General features: G+C 70.1%; 16 protein-coding genes and 1 riboswitch. Of the genes, 7 read left to right on the top strand and 9 right to left on the bottom strand.

Annotation, left to right across the window (positions count from 1 at the left end; genetic code table 11):
* Positions 1-10: 10 nt before the first annotated feature.
* Positions 11-262, top strand: a complete 252-nt coding sequence (locus OHS82_RS15410) for a hypothetical protein (protein ID WP_328434026.1) — start codon at positions 11-13, stop codon at positions 260-262.
* Here OHS82_RS15410 and OHS82_RS15405 read toward each other — a convergent pair.
* From OHS82_RS15405 to OHS82_RS15395, 3 genes are all read right to left on the bottom strand, one after another.
* Positions 175-1,200 (bottom strand): ribonucleotide-diphosphate reductase subunit beta, encoded by a 1,026-nt coding sequence (locus OHS82_RS15405; RefSeq protein WP_057584275.1) that lies wholly within the window; start codon positions 1,198-1,200, stop codon positions 175-177. The genes OHS82_RS15410 and OHS82_RS15405 overlap by 88 nt on opposite strands.
* A complete protein-coding gene (locus tag OHS82_RS15400; protein ID WP_057584273.1) occupies positions 1,200-3,584 on the bottom strand; it encodes a ribonucleoside-diphosphate reductase subunit alpha in 2,385 nt (794 codons plus the stop codon). Before OHS82_RS15400 ends, OHS82_RS15405 begins: the two co-directional genes overlap by 1 nt.
* Positions 3,585-3,708: 124 nt before the next feature.
* A riboswitch (cobalamin riboswitch) is annotated at positions 3,709-3,844 on the bottom strand.
* Between the two features lie 52 nt (positions 3,845-3,896).
* On the bottom strand, positions 3,897-4,406 hold the full coding sequence (locus tag OHS82_RS15395; RefSeq protein ID WP_057584271.1) for a GNAT family N-acetyltransferase: 510 nt from the start codon (positions 4,404-4,406) through the stop codon (positions 3,897-3,899).
* Between the two features lie 137 nt (positions 4,407-4,543).
* Between OHS82_RS15395 and OHS82_RS15390 the strand changes: the two genes are divergently transcribed.
* Positions 4,544-8,116, top strand: a complete 3,573-nt coding sequence (locus tag OHS82_RS15390; RefSeq protein WP_328434025.1) for an ATP-binding protein — start codon at positions 4,544-4,546, stop codon at positions 8,114-8,116.
* Between the two features lie 103 nt (positions 8,117-8,219).
* Here OHS82_RS15390 and mctP read toward each other — a convergent pair whose 3' ends face one another.
* The 3 genes from mctP to OHS82_RS15375 all read right to left on the bottom strand — a co-directional run bounded on the left by mctP (position 8,220) and on the right by OHS82_RS15375 (position 10,981).
* A complete protein-coding gene (mctP, locus tag OHS82_RS15385) occupies positions 8,220-9,845 on the bottom strand; it encodes a monocarboxylate uptake permease MctP (RefSeq protein ID WP_057584268.1) in 1,626 nt (541 codons plus the stop codon).
* Complete coding sequence (locus tag OHS82_RS15380) at positions 9,842-10,117, bottom strand: DUF3311 domain-containing protein (protein ID WP_057584266.1); 276 nt, start codon at positions 10,115-10,117, stop codon at positions 9,842-9,844. The genes mctP and OHS82_RS15380 overlap by 4 nt, the downstream gene beginning before the upstream one ends.
* A 99-nt stretch (positions 10,118-10,216) precedes the next feature.
* The gene (locus tag OHS82_RS15375) at positions 10,217-10,981 is read right to left on the bottom strand and encodes a GntR family transcriptional regulator (protein ID WP_057584265.1); all 765 of its coding nucleotides are present in this window, start codon (positions 10,979-10,981) and stop codon (positions 10,217-10,219) included.
* Positions 10,982-11,329: 348 nt separating this feature from the next.
* Between OHS82_RS15375 and OHS82_RS15370 the strand changes: the two genes are divergently transcribed.
* The 4 genes from OHS82_RS15370 to OHS82_RS15355 all read left to right on the top strand — a co-directional run bounded on the left by OHS82_RS15370 (position 11,330) and on the right by OHS82_RS15355 (position 16,022).
* Positions 11,330-12,610, top strand: coding sequence for an extracellular solute-binding protein (locus OHS82_RS15370; protein WP_057584264.1), 1,281 nt, complete (start codon positions 11,330-11,332; stop codon positions 12,608-12,610).
* 73 nt (positions 12,611-12,683) lie between these two features.
* Positions 12,684-13,667 carry a carbohydrate ABC transporter permease gene (locus OHS82_RS15365; protein WP_328434024.1) on the top strand — a complete coding sequence of 328 codons (984 nt, stop codon included), beginning with the start codon at positions 12,684-12,686 and terminating at the stop codon, positions 13,665-13,667.
* Positions 13,664-14,512: a carbohydrate ABC transporter permease gene (locus OHS82_RS15360; RefSeq protein ID WP_057584260.1), complete on the top strand. Its 849-nt coding sequence runs from the start codon at positions 13,664-13,666 to the stop codon at positions 14,510-14,512. The genes OHS82_RS15365 and OHS82_RS15360 overlap by 4 nt, the downstream gene beginning before the upstream one ends.
* Positions 14,513-14,519: 7 nt before the next feature.
* Complete coding sequence (locus tag OHS82_RS15355; protein ID WP_057584258.1) at positions 14,520-16,022, top strand: glycoside hydrolase family 3 protein; 1,503 nt, start codon at positions 14,520-14,522, stop codon at positions 16,020-16,022.
* A gap of 95 nt (positions 16,023-16,117) precedes the next feature.
* Here OHS82_RS15355 and nagB read toward each other — a convergent pair whose 3' ends face one another.
* The gene (nagB, locus tag OHS82_RS15350) at positions 16,118-16,903 is read right to left on the bottom strand and encodes a glucosamine-6-phosphate deaminase (RefSeq protein ID WP_328434023.1); all 786 of its coding nucleotides are present in this window, start codon (positions 16,901-16,903) and stop codon (positions 16,118-16,120) included.
* 513 nt (positions 16,904-17,416) lie between these two features.
* Here nagB and OHS82_RS15345 point away from each other — a divergent pair.
* Positions 17,417-18,892: a sensor histidine kinase gene (locus tag OHS82_RS15345; RefSeq protein WP_328434022.1), complete on the top strand. Its 1,476-nt coding sequence runs from the start codon at positions 17,417-17,419 to the stop codon at positions 18,890-18,892.
* Positions 18,893-19,093: 201 nt separating this feature from the next.
* On the opposite strand, the gene OHS82_RS15340 is transcribed toward OHS82_RS15345, so the two are convergent.
* Positions 19,094-19,351, bottom strand: coding sequence for a WhiB family transcriptional regulator (locus tag OHS82_RS15340; RefSeq protein WP_006380970.1), 258 nt, complete (start codon positions 19,349-19,351; stop codon positions 19,094-19,096).
* A 319-nt stretch (positions 19,352-19,670) separates the two neighbouring features.
* A complete protein-coding gene (locus OHS82_RS15335; RefSeq protein ID WP_057584249.1) occupies positions 19,671-20,639 on the bottom strand; it encodes a diacylglycerol/lipid kinase family protein in 969 nt (322 codons plus the stop codon).
* Between the last annotated feature and the right edge of the window lie 12 nt (positions 20,640-20,651).

Here is a 20,651-nt window from a genome sequence, read left to right as displayed (position 1 = left end):
CGCTTACCTCATGAACGCAATCAGCGAGTACCTCACCGTCCTGGCCCTCTTCCTCGTCCTCGCGGCTCCGGCGCTCGTGGGACATCTCCACGAGCGCCGGATCGACCGCCAGCTGAAGGCCGCCGCGCAGGCGGCAACGGCCGTGCGGCCGGTGACCCGGGACCGGACGTGGACTCAGAAGTCCTCGTCCAGGTCCACGGTGCCCTCCACCGCGACCTGGTACGCCGACGGACGACGCTCGAAGAAGTTGGTCAGCTCCTGAACGCCCTGCAGCTCCATGAAGGAGAAGGGGTTCTCCGAGCCGTACACCGGGGCGAAGCCGAGCCGCGTCAGACGCTGGTCGGCGACACACTCGAGGTACTGCCGCATCGACTCGGTGTTCATGCCCGGCAGGCCGTCGCCGCACAGATCGCGCCCGAACTGCAGCTCGGCCTCGACGGCCTCCCGGAGCATGGCGGTGACCTCCTCCTGGAGCCGGTCGTCGAAGAGCTCCGGCTCCTCCTTGCGGACGGTGTCGACCACCTCGAAGGCGAAGCTCATGTGCATGGTCTCGTCGCGGAACACCCAGTTGGTCCCGGTGGCCAGACCGTGCAGCAGGCCCCGGCTGCGGAACCAGTAGACGTACGCGAACGCGCCGTAGAAGAACAGGCCCTCGATGCACGCGGCGAAGCAGATCAGGTTGAGCAGGAAGCGGCGCCGGTCGGCCTGCGACTCCAGCCGCTCCAGCTTCTCCACCTCGTTGATCCACTTGAAGCAGAACTCGGCCTTCTCCCGGATGGACGGGATGTTCTCCACCGCCGCGAAGGCCGCCGCCCGGTCGTCCGGGTCGGGCAGATAGGTGTCCAGCAGCGTCAGATAGAACTGGACGTGCACGGCCTCCTCGAAGAGCTGCCTGGACAGGTACAGGCGCGCCTCGGGGGAGTTGATGTGCTTGTACAGCGTCAGCACGAGGTTGTTCGCCACGATCGAGTCGCCCGTCGCGAAGAACGCGACCAGCCGGCCGATCATGTGCTGCTCGCCCTCGGACAGCTTCGCCAGGTCGGTGACGTCCGAGTGGAGGTCGACCTCCTCGACGGTCCAGGTGTTCTTGATCGCGTCCCGGTAGCGCTCGTAGAAGTCGGGGTAGCGCATCGGGCGCAGGGTCAGCTCGAAGCCCGGGTCGAGCAGGTTCTTCTCGGTCTTCTCGGGTGCGGTGGTCATTACTGGCAGGCCTCGCAGGACTCGGGGTTCTCCAGGGAGCAGGCGACGGCGTCGGGGTCGGCGGCCTGCTGCACGGGGATGGTGTTCTCGGTCTGCGCCTGGGCGCGGGCGGCCCGGGCGATCCGGGTGGCCGGGCGCGAGCGCAGGTAGTACGTCGTCTTCAGGCCCGACTTCCACGCGTACGCGTACATCGAGGAGAGCTTGCCGATCGTCGGCGTCTCCAGGAACAGGTTCAGCGACTGCGCCTGGTCCAGGTACGGGGTACGGGCGGCGGCCATGTCGATCAGGCCGCGCTGGGGGATCTCCCACGCCGTGCGGTACAGGTCCCGCACCTCGGCCGGGATCCACGCGAAGCCCTGCACCGAGCCGTTCGCCTCGCGCAGCGCCTCACGGGTGCGGGCGTCCCAGACGCCGAGCTCCTTGAGCTCGCGCACCAGGTACGAGTTGACCTGGAGGAACTCGCCGGACAGCGTCTCGCGCTTGAACAGGTTCGACACCTGCGGCTCGATGCACTCGTAGACGCCCGCGATGGAGGCGATGGTGGCGGTGGGCGCGATGGCCAGCAGCAGGGAGTTGCGCAGTCCCGTCGAGGCGATCCGCTCGCGCAGCGCCGCCCAGCGCTCGGGCCAGGCGAACTCGACGCCGTAGTGGTCCGGGTGCAGCACGCCCCTGGCCGTGCGGGTCTTCTCCCAGGCCGGCAGCGGGCCGCTGCGCTCGGCCAGGTCGGCGGAGGCCTCGTAGGCGGCGAGCATGACGCGCTCGGCGATGCGGGTGGAAAGGGCCTTGGCCTCGGGCGAGTCGAAGGGCAGCCGCAGCTTGAAGAAGACGTCCTGAAGGCCCATCGCGCCCAGCCCGACCGGACGCCAGCGGGCGTTGGAACGGCCCGCCTGCTCGGTCGGGTAGAAGTTGATGTCGACGACGCGGTCCAGGAACGTGACCGCCGTGCGGACGGTCTCGTCCAGCCGCTGCCAGTCGATGTCGCCGTTCGCCGTGTCGACGAACGCGCCCAGGTTCACCGAGCCCAGGTTGCACACCGCCGTCTCGCCGTCGTCCGTGACCTCCAGGATCTCCGTGCACAGGTTGGAGGAGTGCACGACGTGACCCGGCTCGGCCGTCTGGTTGGCGGTGCGGTTGGCCGCGTCCTTGAAGGTCATCCAGCCGTTGCCGGTCTGCGCGAGGGTGCGCATCATACGGCCGTACAGGTCTCGGGCCGGGATGGTCTTCCTGGCCAGACCGGCGGACTCGGCCCTGCGGTAGGCCGCGTCGAACTCGTCGCCCCACAGGTCCACCAGCTCGGGCACGTCGGCCGGGGAGAACAGCGACCACGGCTCGTCGGCGTTGACCCGGCGCATGAACTCGTCCGGGATCCAGTGGGCGAGGTTCAGGTTGTGCGTACGCCGGGCATCCTCGCCGGTGTTGTCCCGCAGCTCCAGGAACTCCTCGATGTCGGAGTGCCAGGTCTCCAGGTAGACCGCCGCCGCGCCCTTGCGCCGGCCGCCCTGGTTCACGGCGGCGACGGAGGCGTCCAGCGTCTTGAGGAACGGCACGATGCCGTTGGAGTGCCCGTTGGTGCCGCGGATCAGGGAACCCCGGCTGCGGATGCGGGAGTACGACAGCCCGATGCCGCCGGCGTGCTTCGACAGCCGGGCGACCTGGTGGTAGCGGTCGTAGATGGAGTCCAGCTCGTCCAGCGGGGAGTCGAGGAGGTAGCAGGACGACATCTGCGGATGCCGGGTGCCGGAGTTGAAGAGGGTGGGGGAGGACGGGAGGTAGTCCAGCCGGCTCATCAGCCGGTAGAGCGCCGCGACCTCGTCCAGGGCGCGGACCGTGTCGTCCTCGGCGAGACCGGCGGCGACCCGCAGCAGGAAGTGCTGGGGCGTCTCGACGACCTTGCGGGTGATCGGGTGCCGCAGCAGGTAGCGGCTGTGCAGGGTGCGCAGTCCGAAGTAGCCGAAGCGGTCGTCGGCGGCGGTGTCGATCAGCGCGTCGAGGCGGGCCGCGTGAACGCGCACGAACTCGGCGGTGCGGTCCGCGATCAGACCCTCGCGGTGCCCGACGGCGACCGACTCGGTGAACGACGTGACGCCCTGGGAGGCGGCCTCCGCGGCGATGCCGATCGTCAGCAGCCGGGCGGCCAGCTTCGAGTAGGCGGGGTCCTCGGAGATCAGGCCGGCGGCCGCCTCGGTGGCCAGCTCGCGCAGCTCCGCGGTGATCTCGGAGGCGGCCCGCGCAGACCGGCCGCGCAGCGCGGCGGCCGCGACCCGGCCCGGGTCGGCGTCGGGCAGATCGACGGTCAGCTCGGTCAGGGTACGCAGCAACGCGGTCCCGGGACCGTCGGTCTTCAGCTCGGTGACTGAGGCCGGTTCGGCTGGCGCGATGGTCACGTGGGGCTCTCCCTCGCTCGGCAGGGGGCCTTGCGGAGGGCAGGGGGCAGCACACGAGCGCGCGGGGGCGTCGCGTCCACCGGCCCACTCCACGAGGCCCGGACGTCAGGACACCCGGACCGGACGGCCGGGCGCGCTGTCGGCAGGACCTCGGACTGAACAGGCGTGCCCATATGGGTAGGGATGCACGCGAGTACACCGTTGCGGGACAGTTCCGGATTCGCACCGGATTCCCCTGCGGCGACAGCGAGCATGAGCATACATCTTGTGCTCGCCTGTCACGCCACCACCAGATGTTGTGTCGGGGTGGTTTCAGAGCGTCAACTGGTAGGTGAGCAGAGTGATGTCGTCCAGGTCCGGCAGGGGCCTCCAGTCCCGCTCCGGTGTGCGGACGAAGCCGAGGCGTTCGTAGAGGCGGTGGGCCGCGCTCATGGAGCGCTGGGTCGACAGGACGACGCTCGTGCAGCCTTCCACGGCTCGCGCCCGTTCGACGCAGGCCCGCACCAGAGCCTCGCCGACGCCCCGGCCGCGAGCCCGGCGTGCGACAGCCAGCATCCTGATCTCCGTCTCGCCGGCGCGGGCCAGATCGGCCATGGGGCCGGGGCCCGGGACGAAGGTGACGCCGCCGAGCAGCAGCTCGCCGCCGTCCACGGCCACCAGAACCTCTGCGGTCGCCGCCCGCTTCGCGACGTCCCTCAGTTCGTGCAGATACGAGTCGCTCTCCCCGAAGTCGAGGAGGCCGTCGTTCAGGTAGGCGCGGGCGGTGATGTCGCCCAGGGGCTCGTACTCGGCGGGTGCGACCTGCCGTATGGCGATGTCCATGGCCCTGAGTCTGCCGGACGCCCGGGTTGCGGCGGCTGTCGGGAGTGTTTCCATGGAAGTAGCCGTCGGCGCCGCGCGAGTCCTCTGTCCGCGAGTCCTCCGTCCCGGGAACTTCCGGGACTCGGAAGGAGAACGCCATGACGAGGGTCGTCCGCCATCCGCCCGGCAAGGAGCGACCGCGCGACGCGCCGATGGCCACCCTGCCTTTCCGGCGGGCGGGAACTCGCCTCGGACACGGGCTCGTCGGCCGCTGGCACTCCCTGACGCTCCGTCTGGAGGCGCGCCGCGGCGTCGTCCGTCCCAAGAAGTGGCGCCGGTGGCTCTCCTACGCCAACGTCACCCGGGCGATCTGGCTGGTCGCCGTCCTGGCGGTGCTCGCCTGGATCGGGGAGGGCGTGTTCATCCTCGCCACGGACCACATGACCCGCTTCGAGAAGTGGCGGGAGAAGAACGGGGGGTTCGAGATCGTCTCCCGGTTCGTCGGTCCGGTCCTCGCCGCCTCGCTCGCCGCCGCGCTCTTCCTGTTCTGGTGGTACCGCTGGACCAAGCGGCGATATCTGGCCAAGGCCCTGCGGGATCCCCGTCGGCTGGTGCCCACCGCCGGATACGACATCCGCGAGATCGTCGGCCGCGAGGACATCGCCCAGGTCATCGCCGAGCGGCTGCGGGAGCGCGACACCCGGCGGCCGTATCTGCTCGTCGGCGGCGTCGGCGCGGGGAAGACCGCCGTCCTCGTACGGCTCACCGAACTCCTGGCCCGCCAGAACGCCGTACCGGTGCCGATCCGGCTGCGCGACGCGACGGACGGCGCCGACCTGAACTTCGAACAGCTGGCCAGGCAGCGGTTCGCCCAGGAGGCGCCCAAGGGCGTTCTGGCGCGCAGCAAGATCGACCGGGTGTGGCAGCAACTCCTCGCCGACGACAAGCCGGTCGTCCTCGCCGACGGCCTGGAGGAGGCCCTGCTCGACGACGGCCGACAGCAGAACCGGGACAACGTCATCCGCCGGGCCATCGAGCGCGCCCGCGAGGAGAAACTGCCCCTGGTCATCGCCTCCCGGCCGCACAGCCCGCTGGAGACCACCTCCGCCGCCATCGTGGTGCTCGAACCCCTCGGCGAGGAGGAGGCGCTGCGTTTCGTCGCGGCGGACGTGCCCGAGACCGACGAGCGCCGGGTGGACTGGATCGTCGAGACGGCGGAGGTGACCGAGTCTCCGATCTACCTGCAGATCGCCCGCGAACTCCACCGGAGGGGAATCCTGGAGCACGACCGTCCGGAGGACGACCCGCAGCACGTCATCACCCGCAGCCGCGACCGCGCCACCCTGCGGCTCTGGCTGCTGGAGACCTGGGCCGGGGCACTGTGCGAGGGGAAGCTGCGCGAGGACGTCGCACTCACCCCCGGCGAGCGCCGCGACACGCTCGAGGTGGTCTGCGCCCTGGCCTGCGTCGGACTGCTCCAGGACACACTGGAGGTCGACTTCGCGGAGCTGCTCGACCCGGACGTCCTGCACCCCGGCGCGGCCCGGCGCGCCCGCGTCCGGGCCGAGCGCCTGTGGGCCGGCCGCGGCTTCGACCAGTACGGCAAGCGCGACCACACGCTCTCCGACTGGCACCGGCAGCAGATCTGGGACGCGCTGTGCGAGCGGCTCGGCGAACCGGCGCGCAGGCGGCTGCGCGAGGGCAACATGGACCAGTGCCATGCCGTCCTCGCCCGCTTCGCGGCCCACGCGACCAGGCTCAGACTGGTGGAGGGCTTCGAGCACCGGGTCCGTTTCCCGCACAGCATCGTCCAGGCCTACTTCGGCTCTCGCGTGCTGAGCCACCTGGGGGAGCGGCGCGCCGGGGACCTGACCGGGCAGGCGCTGCAGCCGCCCGGCCCCAGCCGTGAACTGCTGATCGCCCTCGTCCTGCTGTCCCGGGGGCGGGCGGCAGACCCGCCGGCCCGCGGGCGCGGTGTGCGGGCCGAGGTGCGCGAGGAGATCGCGGAGCGGGTACGGCGGGGCCCCGTGCGGGGCCGTCCGCTCGCCCGCCGGCTGTGCGCCGCCGCGGACCGGCGCACGGACGACCCCAAGGCCCTGGACCTCTATGCGGCCGCCCTGGAGATCGAGAGCGCCGAGGCCGACCCGAGGCATCTGGACGAGATCGTGCGAGCGGTGCGCCGGCACTGGCCCGGCATCAAGGGCGACCGGCGCACCCTGAGGGACGCCAAGCGCAGGGTGCTCAAACAGCTGGGGGCCGCCTTGCGGGCGGTCTCCGACCGGATCGACACCACCCCGCTGTACTGGGAGCTCTTCCAACTGGCCGTGCAGGAACCCTCCTACTCCATCCGCCTGGTCGTCGCCCAGGAGTTCGGCGCCGGGGGCAACGCGGCGTTCGCGGTGATCCGCGAGCGGGTCGGCCTGAACACCGACCCCGTGCACGAGTACAACGAACGCCTCGACAGGCTGAAGGTCTGGAAGAGACAGGAGTACGAGACATGGGCCGCGCGGATGGGAAGGGCCCGGGCGGTCCGCGCGAGCCCGGGAGGCGCGCCGGACGAGGACATCGGCCGGCTGCAGGAGGACCGCAAGGAACTGAACCGGCGCTACCGTGATCAACGGGTCGATCTCTTCCGGGAGTTCGTGATGCGGGCCTGGATGCTCCCGATGCTCCTGGGCTCCGTCGACGAGGCCCATCGCGACGAGGCCCGGGAACGCCTCACCAAATGGCTGAGCCACCTCGACCCGAAGTTCACCGGCGGCGCCCCCGATCTGCCGCTCGCCCTGGAGGCCGCGCTGGCCCAGGGCTTCAAGTACGCGGCCAACCGGCGCCACCGGCATCCGCACACCTACCTGGGAGGCCGGGACGACCTGATCCGCCAGGCGGAGACCGTGCTGCAGCAGTCACGCTGCTGGTACGCGCAGCTCAGCCTGCTCCAGGCGCTGTGCCTGTGGGAACTCCCCGACATGGCCGGCGGCCGCTCCGACGGGCACCAGCCGTTCCAGCTGGTCGGCGGGGCCACCGCCGTACAGACGGTGGAGCGCTGGCTGTCGATGGCGGGCACGGTGAACGCGGCGCCGGGCTCCCCGGACGGGGTCGCCCGACGGCGCCTGCATCCGTTCGTCGCCGAGGCCGGCGACCTGGCCGCCCTCGCCCTGGAGACCGGCCAGCCCGAGCGGTTCCTGTGGATCGACGAGAAGGGCGTCGCCGACAACATCGGGGCCCGCGCGGGCGACACCGGGGGATACCGCAGGCACAGCCTGTGGATTCCCCCCTCGGTCGGCTGGAGCACCCTCGACCCGCGCGCCCAACGCCTGGTCGCGGACGTCCTGGTGATGCTGAACCTCGTCGAACGGGACGGCCACCCGGACGAGGTCGAGGAGCGCCTGGCCCGCATGGAGCAGCCCGGGATGTCGTTGCCGCCGTGCATCCGCACGGACCGGGAGCCGCTGCGGCCCGGACTGCGCATCGGCACGGCGACCCCGCCCGCACCGGGCACGGCCTGTCTGCCCGACTGCAAGTTCCAGCTCTGCCCGTACCCTCCCCGGGGCGGTGTGCCCCGGGGAGAGATCCGCGAGCCGTTCTGCCGCCAGCAGCAGGCCCTGCTGCCCGGCAGCGTCCGGCGCTGGCTGCCCCGGGGGCTGCGCAGGAAGACCCCGCACTGGGTCGGCATGCGGGTCGGCGAACTGGACCGCTTCTGGGACGCGATGGCCCGACGGACACGCGACTAGTGCCGGTCACGGCACCAGCCCGTGTCCTGCCGTCCTGCCGTCCTGCCGTCGTGTCGTCCTTCCGTCCTTCCGTCCTCCGTAGGGACTTGCGGGACTTGCGGGACTAGTGGGACGTGCCCGCGGTCGCCGGGGGCAGCTCCACCTGGACGCCCGGGTCGCCCGCGTCCGCCGTGTAGTCCGACGGAGTCGTCTCGTCGACGCCGTCGGGGGCCTTGGCGGCCTTCAGGACGAAGGTCAGGACCACCGTGACGACGACGTTGAGGACGAACGCCGTCAGGCCGATGTAGCCGATCTCGCCGATGCCGGGGATCTCCTTCGCCGAACCGCCGAAGTGCTTCTGCGTCGGGGAGGCGACCCCGTACGCGGCGAAGGTGCCGTAGACCATGCCGACCGCCCAGCCGGCGAGCAGCGCCCAGCGGTGGAACCAGCGGGTGAAGAGGCCGCCGACCAGGGAGGGGAACGTCTGCAGGATCCAGATGCCGCCCAGCAGCTGGAAGTTGATGGCCACCGTCTTGTCCATGGTCAGGACGAAGACCAGCGCGCCCACCTTCACAAGGAGCGAGACCAGCTTGGAGACCTTGGTCTCCTGCGCGGGCGTCGCGTCCGGCCTGATGAAGTCCTTGTAGATGTTGCGGGTGAAGAGGTTCGCGGCCGCGATCGACATGATGGCCGCCGGCACGAGCGCGCCGATGCCGATCGCCGCGAACGCGACGCCCGCGAACCAGGAGGGGAACATGTCCTCGAACAGCTGCGGGATCGCCAGCTGCCCGTTGGTGACCTTGACCCCGGCCGCGATCGCCATGAAGCCCAGCAGCGCGAGCAGGCCCAGCATCAGCGAGTACAGGGGCAGGATCGTGGTGTTGCGGCGGATCACCTCACGGCTGCGCGAGGACAGCGTCGCGGTGATGGAGTGCGGGTACATGAACAGCGCCAGCGCCGAGCCGAGCGCGAGCGTCGCGTACGTCCACTGGCCGGGTTCGGCCGGGGTCAGCGCACCGCGCGGCTTGCCCGTCGCAGGGTTGGTCTGGCTGAACGCCTCGCCCGCCTTGGCGAAGATGTCGTCGAAGCCGCCGAGCTTGATCGGGATGTAGATGATCGCCACCGCGATGACGATGTAGATCAGCGTGTCCTTCACGAACGCGATCAGCGCGGGGGCCCGCAGACCGGAGGAGTAGGTGTAGGCGGCCAGCACGCCGAAGGCGATCAGCAGCGGCAGGTCCTTCACGAACCAGTTGGTGTTCTCCCCGCCGCCGACGCCCATCACGTCCAGCACGGCCTGGATGCCGACCAGTTGGAGCGCGATGTACGGCATCGTCGCGAGGATGCCGGTGACGGCGACCGCAAGTGACAGGCCCTTCGAGCCGAACCGGCCCCGCACGAAGTCCGAGGTCGTCACATAGCCGTGCTTGTGGGACACCGACCACAGGCGGGGCAGGAACGTGAAGATCAGCGGGTAGACGAGGATCGTGTACGGCACCGCGAAGAAGCCGGCCGCGCCCGCCGCGTAGATCGCCGCGGGCACCGCGACGAAGGTGTACGCGGTGTACAGGTCGCCGCCGAGCAGGAACCAGGTGACCCAGGTGCCGAACGAGCGGCCGCCCAGGCCCCATTCGTCGAGGCTGTCGTTCTCGGCCTTGCGCCAGCGCGCGGCCAGGAAGCCCATGACCGTGACGGCCAGGAAGAAGAAGATGAAGACGGCGAGCGCCACGCCGTTCACGCCGTCCTTCACCGCGACGCACCGCCCTTCGCGGAGGAGGAGCCCGCACGACCGCGCTGGTCGAGCTGCCACAGCTTGTACGCGACCACGGTGAGCACGGTGGAGATCAGCACCCACAGCATCTGGTACCAGTAGAAGAAGGGGATCCCGATGAACGCCGGATCCACCTTCGCGTACGAACCCACCCACAGCATCGCCACGAAGGGCGCGAACAGGCAGAGGCCGATGGCGACGCGCAACGGCGTCACCACCGGCCCCTTGGTCACTTCCGGGGTCTCTGACATCGGCGGCTCCGCCCCTCACTCGATCGCCTTGATCACAGATGTAATGCGCAGGCAATGTAAGTGACGGATAAGCCCAGCGGAAGGCCCTCCACAGACCCTCTACTCGGCGGGCCGCTTCAGCCGCGCCACGAACTTGTACCGGTCACCCCGGTACACCGACCGCACCCACTCCACCGGCAGGCCCGCCCGGTCCAGCGAGTGGCGGGACAGCATCAGCATCGGCAGCCCCACATCGGTGCCGAGCAGGCCCGCCTCGCGGGGCGTGGCCAGCGAGGTCTCGATGGTCTCCTCGGCCTCGGCGAGATGGACGTCGTAGACCTCGGCGAGGGCGGTGTACAGCGAGGTGTACTTGGCCAGTGACCGGCGCAGGGCCGGGTAGCGCTTCGCCGAAAGATGGGTCGTCTCGATGGCCATCGGCTCGCCGTTGGCCATCCGCAGCCGCTCGATGCGCAGCACCCGCCCGCCGGCCGTGATGTCGAGCAGCCCGGCGAGGCGGTCGTCCGCGGTGATGTAGCCGACGTCCAGCAGTTGCGAGGTCGGCTCGAGGCCCTGGGCGCGCATGTCCTCGGTGTACGAGGTGAGCTGCAGGGCCTGGGAGACCTTCGGCTTGGCGACGAAGGTGCCCTTGCCCTGGATGCGTTCGAGCCGGCCCTCCACGACGAGCTCCTGCAGCGCCTGGCGGACCGTCGTGCGCGAGGTGTCGAACTCGGCCGCCAGCGTGCGCTCCGGCGGGACCGGGGTGCCCGGCGACTGGGTCTGCGTCATGTCGAGCAGATGCTTCTTCAACCGGTAGTACTTGGGCACGCGCGCGGTACGGACGGTCGCCCCACCCTCGTTCGCCGCACTGCTGACGTCGGTGCTCATGTCCTGCCTTCCCGGCCTCGGATGCGGGTCACATCGTGGCACGGACGCGGCGGTGCTGCCCCGCCGTTCCGTGATCCCCTCTGTATACCGTCGCAACCTTTGCTGGTCTAGTCCACCAGGTCAAATGGTCTACCGGAGCGATGGCCTCCGACGTCGATGTTTTCGACGGCTTCTTACTTAAAGGTTCCTGCATATGTAGGTCCCATAACAGCTGGTCGGAGGGGATTCGGCCACCCTTGACAGGCTTAATGGTCTGAGCCAAGCTCTGCGCACTGGTCTACACCATTGGTCCAGAGATCGAGGTCCCGGCCCGTGGGCGGGGGGTGTGGCATCCCTGAGGAGGATGGCGTGAAGCGCAAGCTGATAGCCGCGATCGGTATCGCGGGCATGATGGTCTCCATCGCGGCGTGCGGGGACGACAGCGGCAGTGGGGACTCGAAGGGCACCGACGCCAAGGAGCTGACCGTCTGGCTCACCGTCGACGCGCAGAACAACTGGCCCGAGCTGGTGAAGGCCGCCGACGCGGCGGTCCAGAAGTCGCACCCCGGCGTCAAGATCAACCACGAGTACTACGGCTGGCCGGACAAGAACGCCAAGCTGGACGCCGTCCTCGCCACCGACAAGGCCCCCGACGTCGTCGAGATGGGCAACACCGAGATGCTCGGCTACATGGTCAAGGGCGCCTTCGCCCCCCTCGACGCGGGCAAGTTCGACAACTCCTCCGCCTGGCTCGACGGCCTCAAGGCCTCGGTGACCTACGACGGCAAGACCTACGGCGTGCCGTACTACGCCGGCGGCCGCGTCGCCAACTGGCGCAAGGACGTCTTCGCCGCCGCCGGGGTGACGTCCACGCCGAAGACGTACGCGGAGCTCACCGCGGCGCTGGACAAGGTGCAGAAGAAGGAGGGCGGCAAGTTCTCCGCCTGGTACCAGCCCAGCCGTGACTGGTACGCGGCCATGTCCTTCGTCTACGACGCCGGCGGCTCCATCGCCAAGGAGGACGGCGGCCAGTGGAAGGCCAGTCTCTCCTCGCCGGAGTCCCTCAAGGGCCTGAACGAGTTCAAGACGGTCCTCGACAAGTACATGCACGGCGACAAGACCAAGGACGAGTCCGACCGCTACATCGTCTACGGCCAGGGCAAGTCCGGCATGATCTTCGCCCCCGCCTGGGAGGGCGCGACCGCCGCCGCCAAGGAGAACGACAAGACCGGCAAGCTGGCCGGCAACGTCGAGAACTTCGTGATGCCCGGCCCGTCCGGCAAGAACCTCCCCGTCTTCCTCGGCGGTTCCGACCTCGCCGTCCCGGTGAAGTCCGACGCGCAGGGCCTCGCCGCCGAGTGGATCAACGCCTTCACCGGTCCCGCCGGGCAGAAGGGCCTGATCGCCAAGGGCAACCTGCCCAACAACAAGACCGACCTCGCGACCCTCAAGAACGACCCGGCGACGGCGGTCCCGGCCACCGCGGCCGAGTCCAACTGGTTCGTCCCGATGGCCCCCGGCTGGGGCCAGGTCGAGAAGGCCCAGGTGCTCCAGACCATGCTCCAGAGCATCGGCACCGGCAAGAAGACGGTCGAGGCCGCCGCGAAGGACGCGGACGCCGCGATCGACAAGGTCATCAACACCAAGTGACCTGAGGGCAGGGCCCGCGACCTCCCGGGCCCTGCCTCCCGTACGACCCGAAGGACCGCTGAGGAGCGCGCGGATGAGTGCCGCAGACACGACCACCCCTGCCAAGGCGCCGCCGCGGCGGCCGTCACCGCCACCGCCCGCGCCACCGGGCAGACCACGGGCGAAACGCCCGTCCGCCGGAACCCCCTGGCTGCTCCTCGCGCCCTGCCTGCTGGTGCTCGCCCTGGTGATGGGCTATCCGCTGGTCCGGCTCGTCACCCTGTCCTTCCAGAAGTTCGGGCAGTCCCAGCTGTGGGGCTTCCAGCCGGCCGAGTCGGTCGGGTTCGACAACTTCGCCGGCGTGCTGGGCGACGGCGAGTTCTGGCAGGTCGTCCTGCGCACGATCGTCTTCGCGGCCGGCTGCGCCGTCCTCACCATGGTCCTCGGCATGATGGTCGCGCTGCTCCTCCAGCGGGTCTCCGGTTGGGTGAAGACCCTCGTCAACATCGCGCTCGTGGCCAGCTGGGGCATGCCGGTCATCGTCGCCACCACCGTCTTCAAGTGGCTGTTCGACTCCGACTACGGCATCCTCAACGCCGTCCTCAGCAGACTGCCCGGCGTCGAGCTGATCGGCCACAACTGGTTCGCCAGCGGACCGCAGGGCCTCGCGGTGATCATGCTGCTGGTGATCTGGGGCGCGGTGCCCTTCGTGGTGATCACCCTCAGTGCCGGCCTCACCCAGGTGCCTGCCGAGCTGGAGGAGGCCGCCCGGCTCGACGGCGCCGGCGCCTGGGGCGTCTTCCGGTACGTCACCCTGCCCATCCTCAAGCCGATCATCGTGATGCTCACGACCCTGTCGGTCATCTGGGACATGGGCGTCTTCCCCCAGGTCTTCGTCATGCGCAACGGCCACCCCGAGGCCGAGTTCCAGCTCCTGACGACGTACTCCTACGACCGCGCCTTCGTCGTCAACGACTACGGACAGGGCTCGGCCATCGCGCTGATCACCGTGCTGCTGCTGCTCGGGGTGGTCGCCGTCTACATGCGCCAGATGCTGAAGATCGGAGAGGTGGAATGACCAGCGTGCGCACCCTCGCCGCGCCGCGCCGGACGTCACGGCTCGGCTGGAACCTCCTCGGCCTGCTGGTCTTCGCCGTCGCGGGATTCCCCGTCTACTGGATGCTCAACACGGCGTTCAAGCCGGCGAAGGACGCGATCGACCCGGACCCCAGCCTGCTGCCGACGCACCTGACCCTCGACAACTTCAGTCGCGCGCTGCACATCGCCGACTTCTGGGGGCCGGTGGGCCGCAGCCTGCTCGTCTCCCTGGCGGTCGTCGCGATCGGCGTCGTCGTGGGCATGCTGGCCGCCCTCGCCATCTCCCGGTTCGCCTTCCGCGGTCGCAAGGTCGTCATCGTCGGCATCCTGGCGGTGCAGATGGTTCCGCTCGTCGCCATGATCATCCCGGTCTTCCTGCTGCTGAACGACCTGGACCAGTACGACAAGCTGTCCGGCCTGATCATCACGTACCTGACGTTCATCCTCCCCTTCACGGTGTGGACCCTGCGCGGCTTCATCGTCAACATCCCCAAGGAGCTGGAGGAGGCCGCGATGGTCGACGGCTGCTCCCGCACCGGCGCCTTCGTCCGGGTCGTCTTCCCCCTCCTGGCCCCCGGCATGGTCGCCACCTCGGTCTACGGCTTCATCCAGGCCTGGAACGAGTACCTGTACGCCCTGATGCTGCTCAGCCAGAAGAACCAGACGGCGACCGTGTGGCTCAGCAACTTCTCCACCAAGCACGGCACCGAGTACGCCCCGATGATGGCCGGCGCCACGATGATGGCCCTGCCGATCGTCGCCCTCTTCCTCCTCGTCCAGCGCAAGATGGCCGCGGGGCTGACCGCGGGCGCCGTGAAGGGATGACGCCCCGATGACGACACTCGCCAGCGGCACCGACACACTCACCCGCGACGCCCTGACGGTCCTGCAGCCCGGCTTCCCCGGCACCACCGCCCCCGACTGGCTGCTCCGCCGGCTCGGCGAGGGACTGGCGTCGGTCGGCCTGTTCGGCAGGAACATCGCCTCGCCCGGACAACTCAGCGCCCTGACCGCCCGGTTGCGGGCGGAACGCGACGACGTCCTGGTCGCGATCGACGAGGAGGGCGGGGACGTCACCCGGCTCGAGGTGCGCACCGGCTCCAGCTTCCCCGGCAACCACGCACTGGGCGCGGTGGACGACGTCTCGCTCACCCTGGAGGTCGCCGCCGAGCTGGGCCGCCGCCTCGCCGCATGCGGAGTCAACCTGAACTGGGCGCCCTCCGCCGACGTCAACTCCAACGCCGCGAACCCGGTCATCGGCGTGCGCTCCTTCGGCGCCGACCCCGCGCTGGTCGCCCGGCACACCGCCGCCTACGTCACCGGACTGCAGTCGGCGGGCGTCGCGGCCTGCACCAAGCACTTCCCGGGGCACGGCGACACGGCCGTCGACTCCCATCACGCGCTGCCGCGCATCGACGCCGACCCGGCGGTGCTGGCCGAACGCGAGCTGACCCCGTTCCGAGCGGCCATCGCCGCCGGCACCCGCGCCGTGATGAGCGCGCACATCCTGGTCCCGGCCCTCGACCCGGCGCACCCGGCAACGTTGTCCCCCCGCGTCCTCACCGCCCTCCTGCGCGACGAACTCGGCTACGACGGCCTGATCGTCACCGACGGCATGGAGATGCAGGCCGTCGCCGCCACCTACGGCATCGAGCGGGGCAGCGTCCTCGCGATCGCCGCGGGCGCCGACGCCATCTGCGTGGGCGGCGGCCTCGCCGACGACGAGACGGTGTGCCGGCTGCGCGACGCCCTGGTCACCGCCGTCCGCACGGGCGAACTCGCCGAGGAGCGCCTCGCCGACGCGGCGCGGCGGGTACGGGCCCTCGCCCGCTGGACGGCGACGGGAGCCACGGCCGGGACCGGGTCGCCGACCGGTGCGGCCGTGCGCGCCGACGTCGGCCTGATCGCCGCCCGCCGTGCCCTGCGGCTGACCGGCGACGAGGCCTTCACCCCGCTCACCGAGCCGCCGTACGTCGCCGCCCTCACCCCGGTGGCCAACATCGCCGTCGGCGACGAGACGCCGTGGGGGATGGCCGCCGAGCTGATCCGGCTGCTGCCGGGAACGGAGACCGGGAGCTTCGCCGGCCCGGACGCGGGGCACGCCGCGCTGGTCGCGGCGGGGGAGCGGCGGATCGTCGCCGTGGTCCGCGACGAGCACCGGCATCCCTGGATGACGACCGCCCTCGACACCCTCCTCGCGGCCCGTCCGGACACGGTGGTCGTCGAGATGGGCGTCCCCCAGGCGCCGCCCCGGGGCGCCCTGCACATCGCCACCCACGGCGCCGCCCGGGTGTGCGGCCGTGCAGCGGCGGAGGTCGTCGCCCCAGTGCCGTGAGCACGACGACGAGGAAGGCGCCGGGTCCCTGGACGGGGACCCGGCGCCTTCCTCGTAGCGGCGACCGCGGTGGGCGGCGGAGGCGGGGCGTCGGCTCAGATCCCCTGCCACTGCGGCTTGTGGGCGTAGGTGTGCCGGAAGTAGTCGGCGAGCTTCAGCTTGGACGCGGCGGCCTCGTCGACGACGACCGTGGCGTGCGGGTGCAGCTGCAGCGCGGAGGCCGGGCACACGGCGGCGACCGGCCCCTCGACGGAGGCGGCGACCGCGTCCGCCTTGCCCTCCCCGGTGGCGAGCAGCACCACGTGCCGGGCCTCCAGGATCGTCCCGATCCCCTGGGTGATGACGTGGTGCGGGACCTGCTCGACGTCTCCGTCGAAGAACCTCGCGTTGTCCACCCGGGTCTGCTCGGTCAGCGTCTTGATCCGGGTCCGCGAGCGCAGCGACGAGCACGGCTCGTTGAACCCGATGTGCCCGTCGGTGCCGATCCCGAGCAGCTGGAGGTCCACGCCGCCGGCCGCCGCCAGCGCCCGGTCGTAGGCCTCGCAGGCGGCCTGCACGTCCTCGGCCGTGCCGTCCGGACCGAGGAACGCCTCCATCTTCACGCCCAGCGGTTCGAGCACCTCGCGCCGCAGGACCGAGCGGTAGGACTCGGGGTGCTCGGCGGGCAGGCCGACGTACTCGTCGAGCTGGGCGATCCTGGCGCGCGAGGTGTCCACGGCGCCGGCGCGCACCTGGGCGGCCAGCGCCTCGTAGACGGGCAGCGGGGTGGAACCCGTGGCCACGCCGAGCAGCGCGTCCGGCTTGCGCCGAAGGAGCTGGGCCATGGCTCCGGCGATGAGCTCGCCGCCCGACCGGGCGTCCGCAACGATGACAACTTCCACGCTGGCCTGCCGTTCTGAGAGGGGCTCCGAGGGCCCGGAAGGGCTATGTGGTTTAGACCAATCCAGGGGTTCAATCTAACAGAATCGGGAGCCCCCGTCTGCGGCCGAGGGGTACGGTCGGCGGGCCGGATCCGCGGCCCGTCGGGGAAATTGCCCCGCGCATCCGCCCCGCACGGGAACCCGCACAGGCTAGGCTGCGTGATGGATGTCAGGGCATCCGAATACCCACAACAACGAACAAGCTCCCACGCATGGACACCCTTAGTGGTCTAGTCCACAATGGCAGGGAGTGCGACACAGAACCTCCGCCTTCCCCGCACAGGAAGGCGGACCGAGGACCCGGAGCTCTCTGCCCTGACTGCCCCGGTCCTCACCTTCGGCCGACGGGACCGCACACCCCGTGGCCGATATTGCTCCGGGCTGCGGTGCCGGGAGGGTTGAGGGTCCCTCCCAGGCGCCGCGGCCCGCGGGTGTTTTTCCGGACACTCCGGCTGCCCGGGTACGCTCACGGACGTGCCCTCCATGAACGAACTCGTACGCCAGCACACCGCACTCGACGACTCCGACCTCGAGTGGCTCCATCTGCTGGTCTCGGAGTGGCAGCTGCTCTCCGACCTCTCCTTCGCCGACCTGGTCCTGTGGGTGCCCACCCGTGACGGCGCGCGTTACGTCTCCGTCGCCCAGATGCGTCCCAACACCGGCCCCACCTCCTACCAGGACGACATGGTCGGCCACCTCGTCCCGCGCGGCCGCCGCCCGCTGCTGGACGCCGCCCTGGACGAGGGCCGGATCGTGCGTGAGGGCGACCCGGAGTGGCGCGAAGAGGTCCCCGTACGGGTCGAGTCGATCCCCGTGCGGCGGGAGGGCCGCGTTCTCGGCGTCATCGCCCGCAACACCAACCTGCTCACCGTGCGCACCCCGAGCCGGCTGGAGCTGACCTACCTGCAGAGCGCATCCGACCTCGCGCAGATGATCGCGGCCGGCTCCTTCCCGTTCCCCGACCAGCAGATGGACATGGACGCGGCCCCGCGCGTCGGCGACGGCCTGATCCGGGTCGACGGCGACGGCCTCGTCCAGTACGCCTCCCCGAACGCGCTCTCCGCGTACCACCGGATGGGGCTCGCCTCCGACCTGGTCGGCCAGCACCTCGGCCTGACCACCGCCGAACTCGCCCCGACCCGGGGCCCGGTGGACGAGGCGCTCGCCAAGGTCGCCAGCGGCTGGGCGCCCCGCGAGTTCGAGATCGAGGCCAACGACGGGGTCATCCAGTTCCGGGCCATCCCGCTGAAGCCCAAGGGCACCCGCATCGGCGCGCTGGTGCTGCTGCGTGACGTGACCGAACTGCGCCGCCGCGAGCGCGAGTTGATCACGAAGGACGCGACCATCCGGGAGATCCACCACCGGGTGAAGAACAACCTCCAGACGGTGGCGGCCCTGTTGCGCCTGCAGGCCCGGCGCATCGAGTCGGAGCGCGGCCGGGAGGCCCTGGAGGAGGCGGTCCGCAGGGTCGGCTCGATCGCCATCGTCCATGAGACGCTGTCCCAGAACCTGGACGAGCGGGTGGAGTTCGACGAGATCGCCGACCGTGTGCTGGCGATGGTCGCCGAGATCTCCCCGGGCAAGGTCGCCGGCCGGCGCAGCGGACGCTTCGGCATTCTGGACGCCGAGGTCGCCACCCCGCTCTCCATGGTCCTCACCGAGATCCTGCAGAACGCCCTGGAGCACGGTTTCCGCGAGGGCGACACCGGCACGGTCGAGGTCTCGGCCGTCCGCGGCGGCACCGCCAAGGAAGCCCGGCTCCTCGTCACCGTCCAGGACGACGGCGTCGGCCTGCCCGCCGGTTTCGACCCGCACACCTCGGGCAACCTGGGCCTGCAGATCGTGCGGACGCTGGTGGAGGGGGAGTTGGGCGGGACCTTCGACATGGTCCCCGCTCCGGACCGCGGGACCCAGGTGATCCTCGACATCCCGGTGCGCGCCCACAAGTGAGCCGTGCGGGCGGCGTGCCGGGCGCAGCCGCTCGGCGGACCGCGCACAGCACGAAGCCCCGGACCGTTCAGGGGTCCGGGGCTCGAATGCTCGTTGCCAGCGTGTGCTGCGCATCGGGGGTACTGCGCGCTGCGGCTCGGGGGCGGGAGATGCGTACTCGCTGTACGCGCCGCCAAGCTCAGGCTTGCGGGGCGGGTGTCGTCAGGCGGTTGCCTGGCGGGCCCGGTTGCGGGCGGCGCGACGCTTCATTGCACGGCGCTCGTCCTCGCTGAGGCCACCCCAGACGCCGGAGTCCTGGCCGGACTCGAGCGCCCACTGCAGACACTGCTCCATAACCGGGCAGCGACGACAGACGGCCTTGGCTTCCTCGATCTGCAGCAGCGCAGGACCGGTGTTGCCGATGGGGAAGAAGAGCTCGGGGTCTTCCTCGCGGCAAACGGCGTTGTGACGCCAGTCCATGGCTGCTACCTCTCCTTGGTATTACATGCAGGTTGCTTGTGAATGTGAACGCTTTCACGAATCCCTCAACAAGTGAAGGGCCACCAGCCAGATGCACTGGCGTTGGTCCTGTGTGTGAAGAGGGGTTCCGGTGATCAGTGGATGCCGGTGTTGCGGGCTGTCCCGATCGCCACGTAGAGACTCGCAAACCTCAGCGACGGATACAACCCCTACCGGAAAGTTTTTTTTGATTCCTCGGTGTCGACTAGGTCACAGCCGTACTTCCATGGGGTGGACCCTGGCCTAAACGTTCGAGTGAAAGGACTTCAGCCCTTTCTGCTCACACAATCACACGCAGTGCACGGCGTACGCCTGTGAACGTCACGCTGGTTCGCAGCCCCAGGTGGTCACCGTCCATCTGGAGGGGCAACGGGACCTTCGAATGCAAGGTGAACTGGTCCAGGTCGTGCAGTGAGACCGCATGCTTTCCCTGGGGTCCCCGCTCGGGGGACGAAGTGAGCAACTGAGTGCCATATCGGGCAAGCGAGGCGGTGGACAGACGGCTGAGACCGAGTACGTCGAGCCCGGTATCGAACGAGGCCTTAGGTGACGCGTACACCGGGCGATTGCCCAGATAGGTCCACGGGGCCGTGTTGCAGACTATGGAAAGCACCAAACCCGTCACCGGTTCGGCGCCCGGCCGCTCCAGGGTGATCGAGCCGTGCCGGCGCTGTGATTCGCCCAACAACTGACGGACGGCCTGGCGGATGTAAAGAGCGTGCGTGGATTTCCTGCCGCGTTCACGCTGCTGCTCCACACGCCCCACCACTCCGGCGTCGAAGCCGAGCCCGGCGTTGAAGGTGAACCAGCGCGAGGGCACCGCCTCGTCCTCGGTGCCGGGCGTGCCGGCCGCCAGACCCAGACCGACCGTGCGTTCACGGCCCTCACGCAGCGCGTCCAGCAGGGCGCCGGTGGCCTCCACGGGATGGTTGGGCAGGTCCAGGGCCCGGGCGAAGACGTTGGTGGAGCCGCCGGGGACCACCGCGAGACGGGGCAGGTTCTCCGGATCCGGGCCGTCGTGGAGCAGTCCGTTCACGACCTCGTTGACCGTGCCGTCCCCGCCGAGGGCCACCACCAGGTCGACGTTGCCGCTCTCGGCGGCCTGCCGGCCCAGGTCACGTGCGTGTCCACGGTATTCGGTGGTGATCGCCTCGAGCTTCATCTCGCTGGCGAGCGCGTGGATGAGGACGTCGCGCGTCCGTGCACTGGTGGTGGTTGCCGCCGGATTGACCACGAGAAGTGCACGCATGAGTTGCAGGGT

It is taken from the genome of Streptomyces sp. NBC_00425 (assembly GCF_036030735.1).
Taxonomy (GTDB): Bacteria; Actinomycetota; Actinomycetes; order Streptomycetales; family Streptomycetaceae; genus Streptomyces.
The sequence above is the reverse complement of the archived record's forward strand: the minus strand, read 5'-3'. Positions and strand labels throughout refer to the sequence as shown.